At 72.0% G+C, this 18,598-nt stretch carries 21 protein-coding genes; 11 read left to right on the top strand and 10 right to left on the bottom strand.

What is annotated here, in order from left to right; genetic code table 11:
* Positions 1-88: 88 nt before the first annotated feature.
* From ACW62_RS14995 to ACW62_RS14965, 7 genes are all read left to right on the top strand, one after another.
* Positions 89-520, top strand: a complete 432-nt coding sequence (locus ACW62_RS14995) for a hypothetical protein (protein ID WP_157574761.1) — start codon at positions 89-91, stop codon at positions 518-520.
* 34 nt (positions 521-554) lie between these two features.
* Positions 555-1,193 (top strand): trimeric intracellular cation channel family protein, encoded by a 639-nt coding sequence (locus tag ACW62_RS14990; RefSeq protein ID WP_157574760.1) that lies wholly within the window; start codon positions 555-557, stop codon positions 1,191-1,193.
* 208 nt (positions 1,194-1,401) lie between these two features.
* On the top strand, positions 1,402-1,986 hold the full coding sequence (gene dcd / locus ACW62_RS14985; protein ID WP_053204894.1) for a dCTP deaminase: 585 nt from the start codon (positions 1,402-1,404) through the stop codon (positions 1,984-1,986).
* Positions 1,987-2,047: 61 nt separating this feature from the next.
* A complete protein-coding gene (locus ACW62_RS14980) occupies positions 2,048-4,171 on the top strand; it encodes a (Fe-S)-binding protein (protein WP_053204893.1) in 2,124 nt (707 codons plus the stop codon).
* Between the two features lie 113 nt (positions 4,172-4,284).
* Entirely contained in the window at positions 4,285-4,776 is a 492-nt protein-coding gene (locus tag ACW62_RS14975) for a hypothetical protein (RefSeq protein WP_053204892.1), read from the top strand.
* A 28-nt stretch (positions 4,777-4,804) separates the two neighbouring features.
* A complete protein-coding gene (locus tag ACW62_RS14970) occupies positions 4,805-5,653 on the top strand; it encodes a DUF4097 family beta strand repeat-containing protein (RefSeq protein WP_053204891.1) in 849 nt (282 codons plus the stop codon).
* A gap of 12 nt (positions 5,654-5,665) precedes the next feature.
* Complete coding sequence (locus ACW62_RS14965) at positions 5,666-5,866, top strand: hypothetical protein (RefSeq protein WP_053204890.1); 201 nt, start codon at positions 5,666-5,668, stop codon at positions 5,864-5,866.
* A 129-nt stretch (positions 5,867-5,995) separates the two neighbouring features.
* Here the strand turns inward: ACW62_RS14965 and ACW62_RS14960 are convergent, their stop codons facing one another.
* From ACW62_RS14960 to ACW62_RS14940, 5 genes are all read right to left on the bottom strand, one after another.
* On the bottom strand, positions 5,996-7,093 hold the full coding sequence (locus ACW62_RS14960) for a YihY/virulence factor BrkB family protein (protein WP_205629364.1): 1,098 nt from the start codon (positions 7,091-7,093) through the stop codon (positions 5,996-5,998).
* An 8-nt stretch (positions 7,094-7,101) separates the two neighbouring features.
* Positions 7,102-7,413, bottom strand: a complete 312-nt coding sequence (locus tag ACW62_RS14955) for a DUF3618 domain-containing protein (RefSeq protein ID WP_053204889.1) — start codon at positions 7,411-7,413, stop codon at positions 7,102-7,104.
* Complete coding sequence (locus ACW62_RS14950) at positions 7,410-7,823, bottom strand: phage holin family protein (protein ID WP_053204888.1); 414 nt, start codon at positions 7,821-7,823, stop codon at positions 7,410-7,412. Before ACW62_RS14950 ends, ACW62_RS14955 begins: the two co-directional genes overlap by 4 nt.
* The gene (locus tag ACW62_RS14945; protein ID WP_053204887.1) at positions 7,789-8,115 is read right to left on the bottom strand and encodes a YtxH domain-containing protein; all 327 of its coding nucleotides are present in this window, start codon (positions 8,113-8,115) and stop codon (positions 7,789-7,791) included. Before ACW62_RS14945 ends, ACW62_RS14950 begins: the two co-directional genes overlap by 35 nt.
* Positions 8,116-8,213: 98 nt before the next feature.
* A complete protein-coding gene (locus tag ACW62_RS14940) occupies positions 8,214-10,319 on the bottom strand; it encodes a S9 family peptidase (RefSeq protein ID WP_053204886.1) in 2,106 nt (701 codons plus the stop codon).
* A 69-nt stretch (positions 10,320-10,388) separates the two neighbouring features.
* On the opposite strand from ACW62_RS14940, the gene ACW62_RS14935 reads away from it, so the two are divergent.
* The gene (locus tag ACW62_RS14935) at positions 10,389-10,742 is read left to right on the top strand and encodes a GntR family transcriptional regulator (protein ID WP_053204885.1); all 354 of its coding nucleotides are present in this window, start codon (positions 10,389-10,391) and stop codon (positions 10,740-10,742) included.
* Complete coding sequence (locus ACW62_RS14930; protein ID WP_053204884.1) at positions 10,739-11,761, top strand: DUF1648 domain-containing protein; 1,023 nt, start codon at positions 10,739-10,741, stop codon at positions 11,759-11,761. Before ACW62_RS14935 ends, ACW62_RS14930 begins: the two co-directional genes overlap by 4 nt.
* 3 nt (positions 11,762-11,764) lie before the next feature.
* Here ACW62_RS14930 and ACW62_RS14925 read toward each other — a convergent pair whose 3' ends face one another.
* Together ACW62_RS14925 and ACW62_RS14920 are read right to left on the bottom strand one after the other, a co-directional pair.
* Complete coding sequence (locus ACW62_RS14925; RefSeq protein ID WP_053204883.1) at positions 11,765-12,367, bottom strand: nitroreductase family protein; 603 nt, start codon at positions 12,365-12,367, stop codon at positions 11,765-11,767.
* A gap of 79 nt (positions 12,368-12,446) precedes the next feature.
* Entirely contained in the window at positions 12,447-12,875 is a 429-nt protein-coding gene (locus ACW62_RS14920) for an SPW repeat protein (RefSeq protein WP_053204882.1), read from the bottom strand.
* Positions 12,876-12,985: 110 nt separating this feature from the next.
* Here ACW62_RS14920 and ACW62_RS14915 point away from each other — a divergent pair, with 110 nt between their 5' ends.
* Together ACW62_RS14915 and ACW62_RS14910 are read left to right on the top strand one after the other, a co-directional pair.
* A complete protein-coding gene (locus ACW62_RS14915) occupies positions 12,986-14,023 on the top strand; it encodes a hypothetical protein (protein ID WP_053204881.1) in 1,038 nt (345 codons plus the stop codon).
* Between the two features lie 145 nt (positions 14,024-14,168).
* On the top strand, positions 14,169-15,620 hold the full coding sequence (locus tag ACW62_RS14910; RefSeq protein ID WP_205629363.1) for a multidrug effflux MFS transporter: 1,452 nt from the start codon (positions 14,169-14,171) through the stop codon (positions 15,618-15,620).
* Positions 15,621-15,724: 104 nt separating this feature from the next.
* On the opposite strand, the gene ACW62_RS34055 is transcribed toward ACW62_RS14910, so the two are convergent.
* The 3 genes from ACW62_RS34055 to ACW62_RS14900 are packed head-to-tail and all read right to left on the bottom strand — an operon-like array spanning position 15,725 to position 18,344.
* Positions 15,725-15,865 carry a hypothetical protein gene (locus ACW62_RS34055; protein WP_157574759.1) on the bottom strand — a complete coding sequence of 47 codons (141 nt, stop codon included), beginning with the start codon at positions 15,863-15,865 and terminating at the stop codon, positions 15,725-15,727.
* A gap of 58 nt (positions 15,866-15,923) precedes the next feature.
* The gene (locus tag ACW62_RS14905; protein WP_053204880.1) at positions 15,924-16,946 is read right to left on the bottom strand and encodes a lactonase family protein; all 1,023 of its coding nucleotides are present in this window, start codon (positions 16,944-16,946) and stop codon (positions 15,924-15,926) included.
* Positions 16,947-16,988: 42 nt separating this feature from the next.
* Complete coding sequence (locus ACW62_RS14900; protein ID WP_205629362.1) at positions 16,989-18,344, bottom strand: GGDEF domain-containing protein; 1,356 nt, start codon at positions 18,342-18,344, stop codon at positions 16,989-16,991.
* Positions 18,345-18,598: the final 254 nt, after the last annotated feature.

Raw genomic sequence — 18,598 nt, 5'->3', positions numbered from 1 at the left:
CTGGGAACGGCCGCCTGAAACTCAAGATCAACCTCAGAGTTTGGGAAACCTAGCAGCGCTAGGCTTGTCGCGTCGGTGAGGAGGAGCGATGCGCGTTTTCCGGGCGTTGTTCGGGCGCGGCCGAGCGGAGGCTCCGTGCCTCCTGGACCCGCGGGTGTACGACGCGACGGTGCTGCACCACGAGTTGGTGAGTGGCGGCGACGACCCTGGGTACCTGGCGGTCTTCGTGACGCTCCGCCCGGCGGGGCGTCACGACGCCGTCGTCGCCCGGCTCGGTGACATCATCGCGCCGGCCGACCTCTCCCGGTTCGGTGAGGGCACCCACTGGCGGGTGCGGCTGTTCGAACCGGCGAAGCTGTGGGTCGCGATGCTGGCGCCCGAGCACGACGACGTCCTGCGCGCCGGCCGCGACCTCGGCGGGGTGCGCTGGGACGCCGAGTACTGGTACTGGCACGAGCCTCGGCCGGGCAGCCCGTACACGCTGACCGGCGACACCAGCGAGGATGACGTCGCGTCCTGACGCGTGACCGGCCGGGCTGCGCGATGCTGGCCCGGTGGAGATCTTCGCGGAGCGGACCCAGATCGCGCTCGACCTCGTCGGAGTGTTCTTCTTCGCGGTCACCGGCGCGCTGCTGGCGGCGCGGAAGGGGTTCGACGTCGTCGCCAGCGCGCTGCTGGCCGGGATGACGGGCCTCGGCGGCGGGGTGGTCCGGGACGTCATCATCGGGGTCCGGCCGGCGGCGCTGGAACACCCGGTGTACCTGGCCCCGATCGTGCTCGCCGTCGGCGTCGTCTACCTGTACTACCCGCACGTCTCGCGGTTCCGGCGCACCCTGCTGTTGTTCGACGCGGCCGGGCTCGGCCTGTTCTGCGTCACCGGGACGGCGAAGGCGCTGGCCGAGGGCGTGCCGGCGGTGTCGGCGGCGCTGCTCGGCGTGACGTCCGCGGTCGGCGGCGGCCTGCTGCGCGACGTCGTGGCGCGTGAGGTGCCGTCGCTGTTCCGCTACGACGACATCTACGCGCTGCCCGCGATGGTCGGCGCCGCGGCGACCGCCGTGCTGTGGCGGCTGGACGCACTGTCGGTGTGGACGGGGGTCGCGGCCAGCGTCGTGACGTTCGCCCTGCGCGCCCTCGCCGTCCGCCACGGCTGGCGCGCGCCGCTGGCCTACCGCCGTCACGCCCCGGACAGCTGACCCGCGCCCCGCCCGCGCCCGCGCCCGTCCGCCCCGTCCAGCAGCGTTGATCTTGGAGTTGTCGGGGTATCCATCGGACATATCACCCCGCGATTGCTCAATTGCTCCAAGATCAACGCGGGTGCGGGGTCGTTCGGGGGTGTGCGGACGTCGCCGCGTCTGGGCGGTCGCGTGGTTGCGACCCAGGCCGGGTCGGTAGTGTCCACACATGCTGCTCTCCGACCGGGACATCCGCTCCGCCGTCGAGTCGAAGCGGGTCGCGCTCGACCCGTTCGACCCGGAGATGGTGCAACCGTCGAGCATCGACGTCCGGCTCGACCGCTACTTCCGCGTGTTCGAGAACCACCGGTACCCCCACATCGACCCGGCCGAGGAGCAGCCCGACCTCACCCGCATGGTCGAGCCCGACGGTGGCGACCCGTTCGTCCTGCACCCCGGCGAGTTCGCGCTGGCGTCGACGTACGAGACGGTGACGCTCGGCGACGACGTCGCGGCCCGGCTCGAGGGCAAGTCCAGCCTGGGCCGGCTGGGGCTGCTGACGCATTCGACCGCCGGGTTCATCGACCCCGGGTTCACCGGCCATGTCACGCTGGAGCTGTCCAACGTCGCGACGCTGCCGATCAAGCTGTGGCCGGGCATGAAGATCGGCCAGCTGTGCTTCTTCCAGCTGACGTCGCCGGCCGAGGAGCCGTACGGGGCCGCGCGGCACGGCTCGCGCTACCAGGGGCAGCGCGGCCCGACCCCCAGCCGGTCGCACCTCAACTTCCACCGGACGCGGGTCGACGGCGCCTAGTGGTTACTCGCGAGTAATATCAATCGCGAGACCCGTTCCACCGGCAAGGAGGCCGAGCGCCATGCAGTACGTCGCGGTAGTCGTCGCGCTGGGCGTGACGACGTTGTCGTTGGTGGTGCTCACCGACGCGATCAAGCGGATGGTGCGGGTCATCCGGCTGGGCGGGCCCGCGCCGGGCCGCAAGCTGAACCCGTCCGCCCGCACTCGCACGCTGGTGCGCGAGTTCCTCGGCCACACGAAGATGGCGAAGCGGCCGGTGGTGGCGGCGGCGCACTGGTTCGTCATGGTCGGGTTCTTCGCGTTGTTCTTCACGCTGGTCACGGCGTACGGGCAGCTGTTCGACGCGTGGTACGCGCTGCCGCTGATCGGGCACTGGATCCCGTTCGAGTGGGCGACCGAGGCCATCGCGTGGGCCACGCTGCTGGGCATCGGCGTGCTGACGGTGGTACGGCAGCGGTCGCATCCGCGGCGGCTGGGCCGGGGGTCGCGGTTCTTCGGGTCGACGTTCTGTCAGGCGTACTACGTCGAGTTCACCATCGCGACCATCGCGGCGAGCATCCTGGTGCTGCGCGGGCTGGAGTACCGCCTCTTCGGCGACGTGCTGCACTTCCCGCTGACGGCGTTCATCGGGTCCTGGTTCGATTCGGTGGCCACGTCGGACGTCGAGCTCACCGTCCATCTGGTGGCAGCGCTGAAGATCACCGTGTCGTGGGTGTTCTTCATCGTGCTGGCATGGAACCTGACGATGGGGGTGGGCTGGCATCGCGGACTGGCGTTCTTCAACATCTGGTTCAAGCGCGACCCCGAGGGCGGGCCCGCGCTGGGTGCCGCGAAGCCGCTGACGGTCAAGGGCGAGCCGGTCGACTTCGAGGCACTCGACGACCTCGACGAGGACGCGTCGCTGGGGGTCGGGAAGGTCGAGGACTTCTCCTGGAAGGGGTTGCTCGACTTCTCCACCTGCACGGAGTGCGGGCGGTGCCAGTCGCAGTGCCCGGCGTGGAATACCGACAAGCCGTTGTCGCCGAAGCTGTTCGTCACGGCGCTGCGCGATCACGCGTACGCGAAGGCGCCGTACCTGCTGACGGGCGACGAGTCCGCGCGGGCGGAGGCGGAGCGGCCGCTCGTCGGGCCGGTGGACGCGGGCGGTGTCATCGACCCGGACGTGCTGTGGTCGTGCACCATGTGCGGTGCGTGTGTGGAGCAGTGCCCGGTCGACATCGAGCACGTCGATCACATCCTGGACCTGCGCCGCTACCAGTCGCTGATCGAGTCCGAGTTCCCGTCGGAGCTGAACGGGCTGTTCAAGAACCTGGAGAAGGCCGGCAACCCGTGGGGCGTGAACGCGTCCAAGCGCATGGACTGGGCGTCGGGGCTGTCGTTCGACGTGCCGCGGGTCGGCGTCGAGGTCGACGACCTGTCGCAGGTGGAGTGGTTGTTCTGGGTCGGTTGCGCGGGCGCGTTCGAGGACCGGGCGAAGAAGACCACGCAGGCGGTCGCGGAGCTGCTGCACACCGCCGGGGTCTCGTTCGCCGTGCTCGGCGACGGCGAGACCTGCACCGGCGACCCGGCCCGGCGGTCGGGGAACGAGTTCCTGTACCAGCAACTGGCCGCGCAGAACATCGATGTGCTGCGCGAGTCGAAGGCGGTGCGGGTGGTGTCGTCGTGCGCGCACTGCTTCAACACGATCAAGAACGAGTACGCCCAGCTCGGGCTGGAGCTGGAGGTCGTGCACCACACCCAGCTGCTGAATCGGCTGGTCCGCGAGGGCAAGCTGACCCCCGTCGCGCCCGCCGGTGACGCCCAGATCGCGGGGCGGCCGGTCACCTACCACGACCCCTGCTTCCTGGGCCGGCACAACCAGGTCTACACGCCGCCGCGCGAGCTGGTCGGTGCGCTGCCCGGCGTCGAGCTGCGGGAGATGCCGCGCAACCAGCAGAACTCGTTCTGCTGCGGCGCCGGCGGGGCCCGCATGTGGATGGAGGAGCGCATCGGCACCCGCATCAACAGCGCCCGCACCACCGAGGCGCTCGACACCGGCGCCGAGGCCATCGCCGTCGGCTGCCCGTTCTGCCGGGTCATGCTCTCCGACGGCCTCACCGAGGCCCAGGCCGATGGCCGCGGCGAGGGCGTCGAGGTCCTCGACGTCGCCCAGCTGCTGCTCGCTGCGGTGCAGCGGAACGCCTGACCGCTCCCGACGCCCCGGGTGACGCCACGATGGCGTCACCCGGGGCGTCGTGCCGTCAGTGCGGCGTCACCGTGGCGCTTGACATGACGCCACGATGACGCCACCATGGCGTCATGGACCTCACTCAATACGTCGAAGCGTTGCGCGGCTCGTTGGCCGCGGCCGGGCAGGCCGCCTCCGACGACGTCCGTGGTGCCGCCGAGCGGCTGTCGTACGCCGTCGAGCCGTCGCTGCGGCTCACGCTGCTCGAGGCGCTGGGCGACGCGGCGGCGGAGGTCACCACCCAGCTCGACGGCATCGCGGTGGAGGTCCGGTTGCGTGGTGGCGATCCCGAGATGGTCGCCACCGAGACGGTCCGCCACCCGCCGCACCCGCCACAGCCGCCCACCCCTCCGGCACCGCCACTGCCGCCGGAGGACGAAGGCACCTCGCGGGTGTCGCTCCGGCTGCCCGAGACGCTCAAGGTCCGGGTCGAAGAGGCGGCGGCCGCCGACGGCATGTCCGTCAACGCCTGGCTCATCCGTGCCGTGCTGCAGACCTTCGAGCCGCAGCGCTCGTCCACCCGCGTCACCATCGGCCGGAACCTGTCCGGCTGGGTGCGCTGACGTCCGCCCGCCAACTCAGGAGACTCCCGTGTCCGACATCGTCACCCACCGCTTCCCCGCCGACGGCCCCATCGGCCTGACCGTCGATCAGCGCTCCGGCGATCTCGTCGTCACCGCGGCCGACGACACCACGGAGATCCTGGTCGAGCTGCGGCCGGCCGGCCGCGACGGCGACGACCTCGCCCAGCGCACGCTGGTCGAGCACCGGCCCGGCGCGCTGCGCATCGAGGTCCCGCGCACCACGTCGTTGCTCGGCCGCTCCACGTCGGTCGACATCACTGTCACCGTGCCTACCGGCAGCCGCGTCGACGCCCAGGCCGGCTCCGGCGACCTCCGCCTCGACGGCCGGTTCGCCGACGTCGCCGCCAAGTGCGGCTCCGGCGACATCGCCGTCGACACCTGCGACGATCTCCAGCTCAGCACCGGCAGCGGCGACGTCTACGTCACCGAGACCGCCGGCGCCCAGGTCCGCACCGGTTCCGGGTCCATCCGGTTCGGCACCGCCGGCGGCACCGTCGAGCTGGAATCCGGCTCCGGCTCCATCGACGTCGAGCAGCTGCTCAGCAGCGGCCGCGTCTCCGCCGCCTCCGGCGACATCCGGCTCGCCGCGGTCGACGGCCACGTCGAGCTCAAGACCGCGTCCGGCGACATCACCGCCCACCGCGCCGTCGAGGGCGACCTACGGGCGCGCAGCGCCAGCGGCAACGTCACCGTCGGCATCGTCACCGGCACCGCCGCCAATCTCGACGTGTCGTCCATCTCCGGGTCCATCCACTCCGACCTCGACCACACCGACGCGCCCGCCGAGACCGACCGTGCCCTGCTGCTCTCCATCACCACCGTCAGCGGGTCGATCCGGCTGCACCGCACGACCTGAAAGGAGACCGCCATGACGTTCGAGCCCTACGCCGACACCCTGCACCGGGTTCGCGCCGTCGAACTGCAGCACGACGCGGCCACCACCGCGATGGCTCGCCGGGCCCGCCGGGCCCGCCGCACCCGTCGCCTCGAACTGGCCGCCCGCCTGCTCGACCGCCTCGCCCGCCGGCTCGAAGCCCGCGCAGGCGCCAGCCGGGTCCGCGCGATCTGACCGCCGGCCCAGCTGGTCCCGCTGAGGTTCGAGCGCGGTCGTGACGGCGGCGCGGTCATGGCGGCCTCGATGACCTGGGAGACGGCGTCTGTCTGCCCCGATGCGCCGCCCGCCCGGACCGTGTCGCCGTCAGGTGCGTTCCTCCGGCAGCGACGTGTTGTCGCCGCCGGACTGTCGCAGCCGCAGGCCGCGGCGCACCAGGGTCGCCCGCTTCGCGGCGTCCTTCTCGATCTTGCGCGTGTCGCGAGGAGGCAGCTGGATCGCCTCCTCGGCGGGCACCCCCGCCAGCAGCTCGCGGGCCCGTTCGGTCTCGGCGTCGAACTCGGCGCCGAACAGCAGCGCCAGGTTCGTCAGCCACAGCCACAGCAGAAAGACGACCACGCCGGCCAGCGACCCGTACGTGCGGTTGTAGCTGCTGAAGTTCGCGACGTAGAGCCCGAACGCGGCCGAGCCGAGCGCCCACACGACGATCGCGATGAAGGCGCCGGCACTGACCCAGCGGAACCGCGGCCGGCGCACGTTCGGGGTGCCCCAATACAGCATCGCCACGATCACGACGACGATCAGCACGAGGGCCGGCCACTTGGCGACGTTCCATACGGTCACGGCGGTGTCGCCGACCCCGATCGCGTCGCCGATCGCCCGTGCCACCGGGCCGCTGACCACCAGCAGCACGGCGGCCGCCAGCACCAGCAGCATGGTCAGCAGCGTGAGCGCCAGCTGCTGCGGCCGCAGCTTCCAGAACGGCCGTCCCTCGTCGACGTCGTAGATGCGGTTCATGGCGCGGCCGAAGGCGCCGACATAGCCGGACGCCGACCACAGCGCGACCAGCAGACCGATGACCAGCGCTGTGCCGGCGCCCGGGACATTGGTGAGTTGATTGATGGGTCGTTCCAGGTCCGACGTCACCAGCGACGGCGCGATGTCCTGCACGATGCCGACGAGCTGGTCGGTCGTCCGCTGGCTGTCCTGCCCGATGAGGGCCGGCAACGACGCCAGCGCCACCAGCGCCGGGAACAGCGACAGCACCGCGTAGTAGGTCAGCGCCGCCGCCAGGTCCGGGCACTCGTCGCGGAGGAACTCACGCACCGAGCGGCGGGCGACATAGGTCCAGGACGGCCGGGTGAGCTGCGTCGGCCCGTCCGGCACCGCCTGGTCCGCCGCCGCGCCGTCGGACCGCGGCTGACCCGGCACCGAGGACTCGCGTCCGTGGATGTGCGTCGCCATGGGTGCTCCTAGTGACGGCGCTTCCAGGCGACCACGCCGGCCACACCACCGACGACGACGGTGGCCCCGGCGACGATCATCGTGACGGGGCGCATGGCCAGTGCCTTGACGCTCGCGGCCATGGCGCCGGCCCGGTCGCGGACGGCGCTCAGCCGCTCGCGCGCCTGGCTGCGCACGTCCAGCTTGTGCTGCAGCGCCTCGACAGTGCGGCCGAGGTCGGCGCGGGTCCGTTCGATGTGCTTCTCGATGTCCTCCGGTGTCGCGTCCTTCGGCGGTTCACCGGTCGCAGGGACGTTCGTGCGCGTGGATGTGGTGCTCATCGGTGCCTGCCCTCCTTGAGCTCCTCGACGTCGCGTTTGACGTTCTGGACGGTGCGGTCCGGGGTGGGCGAGGCCTGCTTGGTCTCGCCGCGTCCGACCAGTGCGGCCACGCCGGCCAGCAGGAACAGGACGGCGGCCACGATCAGCGCCGCGGCCCACACGTCCAGCCTGGTCAGCGAGAGCGCGGCGATGGCCGCCGTCACCAGGGCGCCGACCCCGAAGAAGGCCAGCAGCCCGGCGCCGCCGAACAGGCCGAGGCCGATCCCGGCGTGTTTCGCCTTGTCCGACATCTCCGCCTGGGCCAGCCGCAGCTCGTCGCGGATCAGGTGCGACGTCTGCGTCGAGAACTCCCGGACCAGCTCCGCGACGGAGTGGTCATCCTGGCTGCGGGTAGTGCCCGTTGCGGCCATGGGCGCTCACCTCCGGGATGCCGTCGTCGTCGTCGTCGCCGTCGTCGTCGCGACGCACCGTCGAGCGCACCTTGTCGGAGGCGCGTGACGCGGCGTCGGTGAGCTTCTCCTGGAGCTCTGGCGCCCGCGCCCGCACGGCCTCCTCCGCGTCCGTGACCTTCTGCTGCACCTTCGGGTCGTGCCACAGCGCGTCGGCGCGGCCCTTCATCTGCTCGTAGCGCTGCCGCCCGGCCCGAGTGCCGAGGACGTACCCGACCGCGGCGCCGGCCAGGAGGATCAGCTTGCCCTTCATGGTCCCTCCCAGGTATCTCGCCGTTGACTGGCGGCTTACCCGATCGGGACGCGCGTATGCGCGGCGTTCGCCCAGGTCGCGAACGCCCGGAAGATGAACTATGCGAGGTTGGCGGGGTTCGTGGTGTCGATGATGAACGCCAGCGTGAACGCTTCGTCGCGCCAGGCGTCGTAGCGGCCGGACGGCCCGCCGTGGCCGGCGCCCATCTCGGTCTTGAGCAGCAGTGGACGGTCACCGGTGGCGGTCGCGCGCAGCCGGGCCACCCACTTGGCCGGCTCGTGATACCCGACCCGCGGATCGTTCAGGCCGGCCGTCGCCAGGATGGCGGGGTACGCCCGCGCCGCGACGTTCTCGTAGGGCGAGTACGACTTCATGTACGCGTACACCTCGGCGGAGTCGACCGGGTTGCCCCACTCCTCCCACTCGACGACCGTCAGCGGCATCGTGGGGTCGAGGATGGTGTTGAGCGCGTCGACGAACGGCACCTCGCCGACCAGCGTGGCGAAGGTGCCGGCAGACAGGTTGGCGACGGCGCCGATGAGCAGGCCGCCGGCGCTGCCGCCGCGTCCGGCCAGCCGGTCGCGCGACGTCCAGCCGGCCGACACCAGGTGGTCGCCGCAGGCGATGAAGTCGGTGAACGTGTTGCGCTTGTGCAGCAGCTTGCCGTCCTCGTACCAGCGCCGCCCCAGCTCGCCGCCGCCGCGCACGTGCGCGATGGCGAACACGTAGCCGCGGTCCAGCAGCGACAGCCGGGCGATCGAGAACCACGGGTCCATCGACGCCTCGTAGGCGCCGTAGCCGTACAGGACGCACGGGGCGCTGCCGTCGCGCGGGGTGTCGCGCCGCTTGACCAGCGAGATCGGGATGCGGGTGCCGTCGTCGGCGGTGGCCCACTCGCGGACCGACTCGTACGCGGACAGGTCGACGCCGCCGAGGACCGGCTGCCGCTTGCGCAGCGTCAGCTCGCCGCCGGCGACGTCGTAGTCGTAGACGGAGCTGGGCGTGGTGAGCGAGGCGTAGCCGAGCCGGAACACCGTGGTGTCGAACTCGGGGTTGCCGCCCGGCCGGACGGTGCGCACCGGCTCGTCGAACCCGATGTCGCGCCCGGGACCGGGCACGCCGTCGGTCAGGGGCATGACGTGCAGCTCGGTGCGGCCCTCGCGGCGCATCGACACGACGAGGTGGCCGGCGAAGGCGTCGACGCCGGTGACGCGGACGCCGGGGGCGTGCGGCAGTACCGGCCGCCAGTTCTCCCGTCCGGGCGCGCCGGCCGGGGCGACGACCAACTCGAAGTCGACGGCGTCCTTGTTGTGCACGATGAAGAAGGAGTCGCCGGTGTGGTCCAGCGAGTACTCGACGCCCTGTTCGCGCGGCTGGACGACGCGGAACTCGCCGCGTGGGTCGTCGGCCGCCAGCACCCACGTCTCGCTGGTGATCTGGCTGCCCAGCTCGATGACGACGTACCGCTCGCTGCGGGTCAGCCCGACGCCGGCGAAGAACCGCTCGTCGGTCTCCTCGTGCACGATGACGTCGGCCGCGGCTTCGGTGCCCAGCAGGTGCCGCCACACGCGGTACGGCCGCATGGCGTCGTCGACGGTGGTGTAGAACAGCGCGCTGCCGTCGGCCGCCCACGCCGACCCGTAGTAGGTGCCGGGCACCTCGTCGGCCAGCGTGGCGCCGGTCTCGAGGTCCTTGAACCGCAGCGTGTACTTCTCGCCGCCGTCGAAGTCGGTGGAGTAGGCCAGCAGCCGGCCGTCGGGGCTGACGTCGAACGCGCCGAGCGCGAAGTAGGGGGAGTCGCCGGCCAGCTCGTTCTGATCGAGCAGCACCTGCTCGTCGGCGGGCGAGACGATCGGCTCGGCGGGGTCGGCGGGCAGCGCCGGCTCGGTGTGCGAGCGGCAGTGGATGGGGTACTGGCTGCCCTCGAGCGTTCGGGTGTAGTACCACCAGCCGTGGTGCCGCGCCGGCACGGAGAGGTCGGTCTCGAGCGTGCGGCTCTTGATCTCGTCGAAGATCTCGTCCTGCAGCGCCTTCGTGTGCGCCGTGGCCGCCTCCGTGTGGACGTTCTCGGCCTCGAGGTACGCGACGGTGTCGGCGTCGTCGCGGTCCTTCAGCCACGCGTACTCGTCGACGACGGCGTCGCCATGGACGGTCCGCTCGGCAGGGACCTGCTTCGCCACGGGCGGCGCGGGGATCTCCGTCATGGGCAGACGCTATCGCACCCCCAGCGCCGGCAACTTGTTCTATTAGAGCTAGAACAATACAATCGAAGGGTGCTCATCCGACTCGACCCGGCGTCCGCCGATCCGCTCTTCGCCCAACTGGCCGGAGCGGTCCGCGGCGCCATCGCGCGCGGCGAGCTGGCGGCGGGGGAACGCCTGCCCAGCGCGCGCGACCTGGCCGAGTCGCTCGGGCTGAACGTCCACACGGTCCTGCACGGCTACCAGCTGCTGCGCGACGAAGGGCTCGTCGAGCTGCGCCGCGGCCGTGGCGCGGTGGTCACCGAGGCCGGCGCGAGCGGCCTGGCACGGCTGAGTGCGGCGGTCGCCGGTGCCATCGCCGAGGCGCGCCGGCTGGGGTTGAGCGCCGACGAGCTCACCGCAATGATCCGGAAGGAGTACTCATGACGGAGCAGACGACGGGTGGCCCGGGCCGCGGCGTGCTGGCGCGGGCGCTGCTGGCCGCGGCCGGCCTGCCGATCGCGATCGGTGCCGTGGGCGCCGCGCTCGTGCTGGGCTGGCGCGACGAGCTGCCGGCGCGGGTCGCCAGCCACTGGGGTGTCGACGGGACGGCCGACGGCTTCAGCTCGGTGTCCACCGTGGCCTGGCTGGTCGTGGGGTTCGCCGCCGCGTTCGCCGTCATCGGGCTGGTGCTGGTGCTCGCGGTCCGCGCCGACACCACCATCACCCGGATCGTCGCCGCCACCACGGCCGGCACGACGGCGTTCGTCACGGCGCTGGTCGTGCTGCTGACCGAGCCGCAGCGCGGCACGGCCGACGCCGCCACCGTCGAACTGCCCGGCGAGGCCATCCCGCTGGCGCTGGCCGCCGGTGTCGTCGTCGCGGTGCTGGCGGTGCTGCTGACGCCACGCTGGACGCCGCCCGCCCGGCCGCTCGGGCCGCTGCCGCCCGGTGCCACAGAGGCGCCGCACCTGGCCGTCGGCGCCGGTGAGCGGGTCGTCTGGACCCGGTCCGCCGCCACCGGCGGCCTGCCCGCCGTCGTGCTCGTCGCCGGCATCGGTGTCACCGCGGTCGTCGGCGTCATCGGCCGGCAGTGGTGGGTGCTCGGCATCGGCGTGGCGCTGGCCGTCCTCGCGGCGGCGATGTTCTCCATCACGGTGACGGTCGACGAACGCGGGCTCACGGTCCGCGGCCGGTTCGGGCGGCCGCGCATGCACACGTCGCTGGATCGCATCGCGCGGGCCAGCACCGTCACCGTCCGCCCGGCCCGCGACTTCGGCGGCTGGGGCTACCGCGTCTCCGCCGTCGGGCCGCTCAAGGGCGCCCGCGGCTACGTGCTGCGCGGCGGCGAGGCGCTGCTGGTCGAGCGGACCGACGGCATACGCACCCTCGTCACCGTCGACGACGCCGGCACCGCGGCCGCGCTGCTCAACGCCCTGCTGGAGCGCCGCTTCGGCGGCGTCTGACAGTCAGGCCGACCAGCGGCCTCGATGCACGACGGCGTCCAGGTCGCGGCGGCCGCGCTTCAGCGACGGCGAGCGGCGGTCGGGCGCGCGGTGGCCGATGCTGACGACGCCGATCGGCTTGTAGTCGTCCGGGACGCCGAAGGCCGAGCGGAACGCCGTCACCCGGTCCGCCGGAATCCCGAAGAAGCAGGCGCCCAGGCCCTCGTCGACGACGGTCAGGAGCATGAGCAGACTGGCCATGCCGGCGTCGATGTCCCAGTACGGCGCCGTCCAGCGGGACTCGTCCCGATCGGTCCAGCCCTTGTCCGGCTCCGCGTACCGGTCGAGGTAGGCCGCCTTCGACGACAGCGGCACGATCAGCACGGGCGCCCGGCGCAGGCCGGCGGACCACCCGTCGGAGCCGCCACCGGGCGGTGTGGCCGCGTCCCAGAACCGGGCGACGTCGGCGGGGGAGTCGAGGCGGAGGAACGCCCAGCCCTGGCTGAACCCGGCGCTCGGCGCGTGCAGCGCGTGGGTGAGGACACGGTCGACGACGGCGGGGTCGACCGGCTCGTCGGTGTAGTTGCGGACCATGCGGCGACGGGCGACGACGTCGGCGAACTCCATGGGGCCATCATCGTGGACGAGGCCCGGACGGCGGCGCACGGGATCGGGGAAGGAGCGCCGCCGCCCGAGGTCGGGTCGGTTACCTGCGCGTCCGGCGCATGCCGCCGGACATCATGGCGAGGGCGCACAACACGATGACGGCGCCGGTGATGATGTTGCTCACGATGGCCGTGTTATCCGGGGTGGCGCCGTCGACGGCCCAGGGCGCCACGATGGCCCAGACGCCGAAGACGGGCGCGACCCAGGCCATGCCGTGGAAGTGGCCGTAGGCGGCCACGAACCCGGCCGCCAGCAGCGCGACCGCGATGCCGGTGAACAGGTTGGACATGGTGAGCGCGGAGTGGTCGGTGAAGCCGATCACCCATGACGACATCGCCAGATAGAGGCCGGCCAGGAAGGTGAGGCCGTCGGCGTACTGCGCGACGGGAGTCTCGGCGATCTGGTCGTACCTGTGCCTCATGACGGCGACGTCGGGGTGTTGTTCGATGTCGGGAGTCGGCATGGTCATGACCCCCACCTCCTTCGGAGGACACCGGGTCGATCCCGCACTCTTATGATGCTCCTCTCGACCCTTGATCGTCGAAGCGATCAGCCGCCGCCGTAAGAGACGAGCTCCACATGGCGATCTTCCGCCGCAAGACCAGGGTGACCGATGACCCCCGGCCCGCGATCACCCAGTTCTGGGCGTGGTGGACCGAGCACCGCGATGACGTCCTCGCGGCGTTCGAGGAGAAGCGCTCCGACGACCTCATCGAGCTGCTCCGCCCGCCGGTGGCCGCCATCGACCCGTCGCTGAACTGGGAGGTCTCACCGAGCGCGGCGAAGCGGTTCATGCTGGTGGTGTCAAGCGGCGGCAAGGCCGAGCTGCGCGGGCTGGCCGAGCGCTGGATGCTGGCCGCCCCCGACGACCCCGAGGTCGAGTTCGCGCCGGTGCGCCGGGCCGACCCCGCCCTGTTCGACTCCGTCGTCATGAAGGTCGACGACTACGACATCTCGCTGCGCGAGCTGGTTGCCGGCACCCGCGTCGACCCGCAGCGCAGCCGGCTGGACGTCGTCATCCACCACCCGCTGTTCCCGCTGCTGGACAAGGAGCACCGGCTCTCGGTCGCCTTCCACGGCCTCGATGCCGCGCTCGGCGAGGACGAGGCGGAGCGCTGGATCGGCGAGGTCGAGGTCGCCGCCGACCCACCGCTCGACGCCATCCCGGTGTCGATGCTGGGGACCGTGGTCGACCAGCTGCGCCCGTCCGACGACGTCTGGGCGCTGCTGCGCGGCAGTGGGCGCAAGGGCCCGATCGTCGCACTGGTGCGCCGTCCGCTGGACCGCGTCGAGCGGCCGCTGGCCGACACCCACGTCGCGCTCGTGCTCGACTACGCGCCCGGCGCCGACGGCATGCCGCCGGACGAGGCGCTGATGGACGACGCCGAGCGGCTGGTCCAGCAGGCCATCGCGGAACTGGGCGGCGAGGGCCCGCAGGTCGTCCACGTCGGCCGCGTCACCGGCGAGGGAAAGATCATCGTGCACCTTTACGTCGACGGCCTCGAGGTCGATCCCGCGCCGGTCGGCGCGGTGCTGACGCAGTGGACGCACGGCACCGCCGCGGTGCAGAGCCGGCCCGACCCGGGCTGGAAGGCGGTCGCGCCGCTGCTGCGCTGACGCGGGCTGTACTCCGCGTCACACGAAACTCCCTGTCGGAATGTCAGGCGCCTCTGGCACAGTTGAGCATGTCGGTGTCTCGCGCCGCAGCAGTCGCGCGCCGTTCTTGCTCCCCCTCACGTACTACCTCTGGAAGAGGCCGCCCTTGCCCGCGCGCACCCGCGCCGTGCCGGACGCCGACGGCGTCACCGGCCTGTCCCGCAGCACGATGATCCGCCGGATCCTCGTGCTCGGCGCGCTCACCGCACTCGGACCGCTGACCATCGATCTCTACCTGCCCGCGTTTCCCGACATCGCGGGCGACCTCGGCGCCACCGAGGCCCAGGTCCAGCTGACCCTCACCGGAACGCTGCTGGGCTTCGCCGTCGGCCAGCTCATCCTCGGCCCGTGGTCCGATGCCGTCGGCCGCCGCCGTCCGCTGATCGCCGCCACGCTAGTGCACGTCGTGGCGTCGCTGCTGTGCGCCGTCGCGCCCACCATCGAGATGCTCGGGGTGTTCCGGGTCCTGCAGGGCATGGCCGCCGCGGCCGGCGCCGTCGTGTCCATGGCCGTGGTCCGCGACCTCTACACCGGTATGCCCGCCATCCGGCTGCTGTCGCGGCTGATGCTGGTCACCGGCGTCGCACCGGTGCTGGCGCCGACGCTGGGCGGCCAGGTGCTGCAGTTCACCGACTGGCGCGGCGTCTTCTGGGTGCTGGCCGCCCTCGGACTCGGGCTGGTCGCCGTCGTCGTGTTCGGGTTGCAGGAGACGCTGCCCGAGGACCGCCGCCGCTCCGGCGGGGTCGCCGACACCCTGCGCACGTACGGCTCGATCCTGCGCGAGCGCACGTTCGTCGGTCTCATGCTGACCGGCGGGCTGATGATGGCCGCGCTGTTCGGCTACATCGCCGGTTCGTCGTTCGTCTTCCAGGACGTGTTCGGGCTGTCCGAGCAGGCCTACGGCATCCTGTTCGGCGTCAACTCGCTCGGTCTCATCGCCGCGACGCAGCTCAACGCGAGGCTGGTGCGCCGGGTGCGGCCGCAGTGGATCCTGGTCGGCGCACTGGTCGCCGCCTCGGTGGCGGCCGCGCTGATGGTGCTGTTCGCGGCCACCGGGCTGCTGGGCATCTACGGCATCGCGGTGCCGCTGTTCGTCATCCTCACCACGGTCGGCTTCACCATGCCGAACATCCCGGTGCTGGCGCTGGCCGGGCACAGCCGCTCGGCGGGGACGGCGGCCGCACTGCTGGGCGCCATGAACTTCGCCGTCGGCGCGGTCAGCGCGCCGCTGGTGGGGGCGTTCGGCACCGGCTCGGCGGTGCCCATGGCGGCCGTCATGTTCGCGATGTCGGTGCTCGCCGTCGGCGCGATGTTCCTGGTCGCGAGGCCGAAGCAGATCTCCGGCCTCGAGCCCGACCCGCCGATCACCGGCGAGACCCCGCCGCCGGCCGCGGTCGAGGCGCACGTGCCCGAGCCGGCCGGGGCCGGTCGCCGCGGCCGTCGCCGGCTCGCTCCCGGCGGGGCGCACCGCCCGGCCGCCACGCACGACACCGCGCCCGGCCGGCCGGCCACCCTTCCGGGCGTCCGGCGGGCCCGGCGGCAGCGCTCGCGGTCGTAGCTGGCGTCGCGGTGCGGCGCGCCACTGGGTGAGATCACTGTGCTTGTCGGGTGGCGTCGCTGTTGCCAGGGCGACAGTGATCCACCCCACCCGGCGCAGCGATCTCACACAGTGAGGTGGGGATCGTGCAAAAGGACGCGCCGGAAGGTTTCCTCGCCCGGCGCGGACGCACCTCGTCCGCCGCGAGGACCATGATCATGGCGCCATTTGTGTTGCCAGAACAGCATCAACAGCGCCATGGTCATGGTCCTCACCGGGCTGCAGGTCGTCACGAACCCGAGCGACCAGCCGTCCGAGTCCCGGTCAGCCGAACAGGATGCTGGCCGGGCTCGGCGTGTCGAGCACGTGCGCCGTGGGCTCCGGCAGTCCGGTCTGCCGGTCGATGCGGAACGACACCACCTGGTCGGTGAACTGGTTGGCGGCGTACAGGTACTCGCCGGACGGGCCCAGCTCGAGGTCGCGCGTATGGCCGCCGCCGCACGGCACGGTCGCGACCAGCGCGACGTCCGGCCCGTCGACGGACAGCACGGCGATGTCGTCGACGAACCGGTTGGCCACGTACAGGAACCGGCCGTCGGCGCCGAGCCGGATGGCCGACGGGTAGCTCGGGCCGCGGCCGTCGTCGACATGCGTCGCGACGTCGGCGACCACCTCGGCCGTCGTCAGGTCGACGACCGTGACCGTCGAGGCCAGCTCGGTGACGACGTACGCGTACCGGCCGCGGATGACGAGATGACGGGGCCCGGAGCCGGGCGCGACCGCGATCTCGTCCACCAGCGACAGCCGGCCGGTCGCGTCGTCGAGGGAGTACCGGTAGACGGTGTCGGTGCCGAGGTCGGCGGCCAGGACGTGGCCGCGCTCGGTGTCGGTGACGATCATGTGCGCGTGCGGGCCGTCCTGCCGCTGCGGGTCGGGTCCGCTGCCCTCGTGCTGGACGACGTGCGTGGCGACGCCGAGAGAGCCGTCGGCGCCGATCGGGTGCACGCTCAGCGAGCCGGAACCGTAGTCGGCGGTGAGCAGGTACCGTCCGCTCGGGTGCACGGAGAGGTGGCACGGCCCGTTGCCACCGGTCGGACGCGCCTCGCCCAGCGGCCGGGGCGTGCCGTCGCCGACCGCCCACGCGCTGACCGCGCCGTCGTCGACCTCGTGGATCGCGTAGAGCACCCGGCCGTCGTCCGACAAGGCCAGGTACATGGGGTTGCCGACACCGCGGAGCGCCGGCTCGCCGACCGGCGTCACCACGCCCTTCTCGATGTCGGCGACGGTGATGCCGGCCGCTGGTCCGCCCTGGCCGGCCGAGGTGGCGGCCCCGATGAATGCGCGCATCGGGCCATCATCCCGGAGCGGCGCCGGCGGCCCGCCCGCGGGTCACCCTGCCGACGTCGGCGGTTCGGCCGGCAGCGCCCGGGTCCGCTGCTCGGGCATTGCCGGCGTGCTGGCACGGGTCATGCGGACGGTGTTGCGGCCGGCGTTCTTGGCCGCGTACAGCGCGGTGTCGGCGGACAGCAGCAACTCGTCGAGGGTGTTGATGCCGGCGGACGGGAAGATGGCGCCGCCGACGGACGCGGTGATGGTGGTGGTCTCGGCGGGGTCGTCGCGCCCGGGTGGCTCGAGCACCACCGCTTGGATGCGGCGGCGGATGCGTTCGGCCACCCGCAGGACGTTGCGCTCGTCGCCGACGTCGGGCAGCGCGACGACGAACTCCTCGCCGCCCCACCGGCCGCAGGCGTCCTCGTCGCGCACCTCGGCGAGCAGTTCCGTGGCCACGGACCGCAGCACGCGGTCGCCGAACGGGTGACCGTAGGTGTCGTTGATCGCCTTGAAGTGGTCGAGGTCGATGATCAGCAGGCCCATGGTGCGGCCGCGACTGCGGGCCTGGGCGAGCGCCTGATCCGCGTACTCGTGCCACCACTTGGCCGTGGTGAGGCCGGTCTTGGCGTCGAACCGGGACGCCTGCTGGTACTGGTGCACGAGGAGGCCCCGGTGCAGGGCGACCATGGCCACGACGACGCCTGGCAGCACGAACGGGTTGTTCACGACGACGGCGGCGGTGACGAGGCCGAGGCCGAGAGCACCGGCCTCGAGGACCTGCTCGCCGATGTTGGAGAAGAGGTCCCGCGCACGGGCGGTCGGGCTGGCCAGCGCGATGGCGACCATGACCAGGCCGAGGTTGATGGCCCACCGGAGGACGCCGGCCGCCGCGATGACCCCGAAGTCGGCGAGTCCTTCCAGGCTCGCCGCGCCCGGAGCGCCGGGGTAGCCCGCCATGCCGACATCCAGCACGACGACGGCCGCCTGCGTGCCGCACAGCACGGTGGCGCAGGAGAAGATCCACCGATGCGGCAGGCCGGGGCGCGCGTGCGGCTTGATGCGCCACCACGCGAGGGAGTACGTCAGCACCACCATCAGCGAGGCCAGCAGCGGCGGCAGCACGATGACGGCGGCGAAGCTCCATACGGACTTCGTGTCGATATAGCCCGATGTGGGGCTTCGCCAGTACTCGCGCTTACGCTCGATGTGCCGGGTCAGCTCGATCGCCAGCCATGAGCAGCCCAGCAGCACGCCGAACCGGACGAGATCGTCGCTTCCCACCGGCACGAGCATGGCCGTCGCGGAACTCACCAGGATCGATGCGGCCACCACGACGAGGATCAGGATCACCAGCGGCTTGGGCAGTTGCCACAGTGACCCGTTACGGCACCAGTTCCAGAGTCTTCGAGTCAAGCCCTTGCACCCGCCCTTAGCCGTGCAAACCGCTGTGCCTGCTGATCTTGGAGGCACAGCATATCCGAAGTGTCCGCATCTGCCCCCGGGTCAGATGCGGACAATAGGAACTGAAATGGGACGATCCGGTTGGCCCCTCGCGGGGTGGAGCAGCGGAAGGAGGACGAGCTGATGCGTGACACGACCTGGGGCTGAACCAGATCTGACCTGACCTGACCGGCATGCGAGCGAGCGGAGGGAGGACGAGCTGATGC

Source organism: Jiangella muralis, from assembly GCF_001270745.1.
GTDB classification, from domain to species: Bacteria; Actinomycetota; Actinomycetes; order Jiangellales; family Jiangellaceae; genus Jiangella; species Jiangella muralis.
This window is presented reverse-complemented; position numbering and strand designations above follow the sequence as displayed.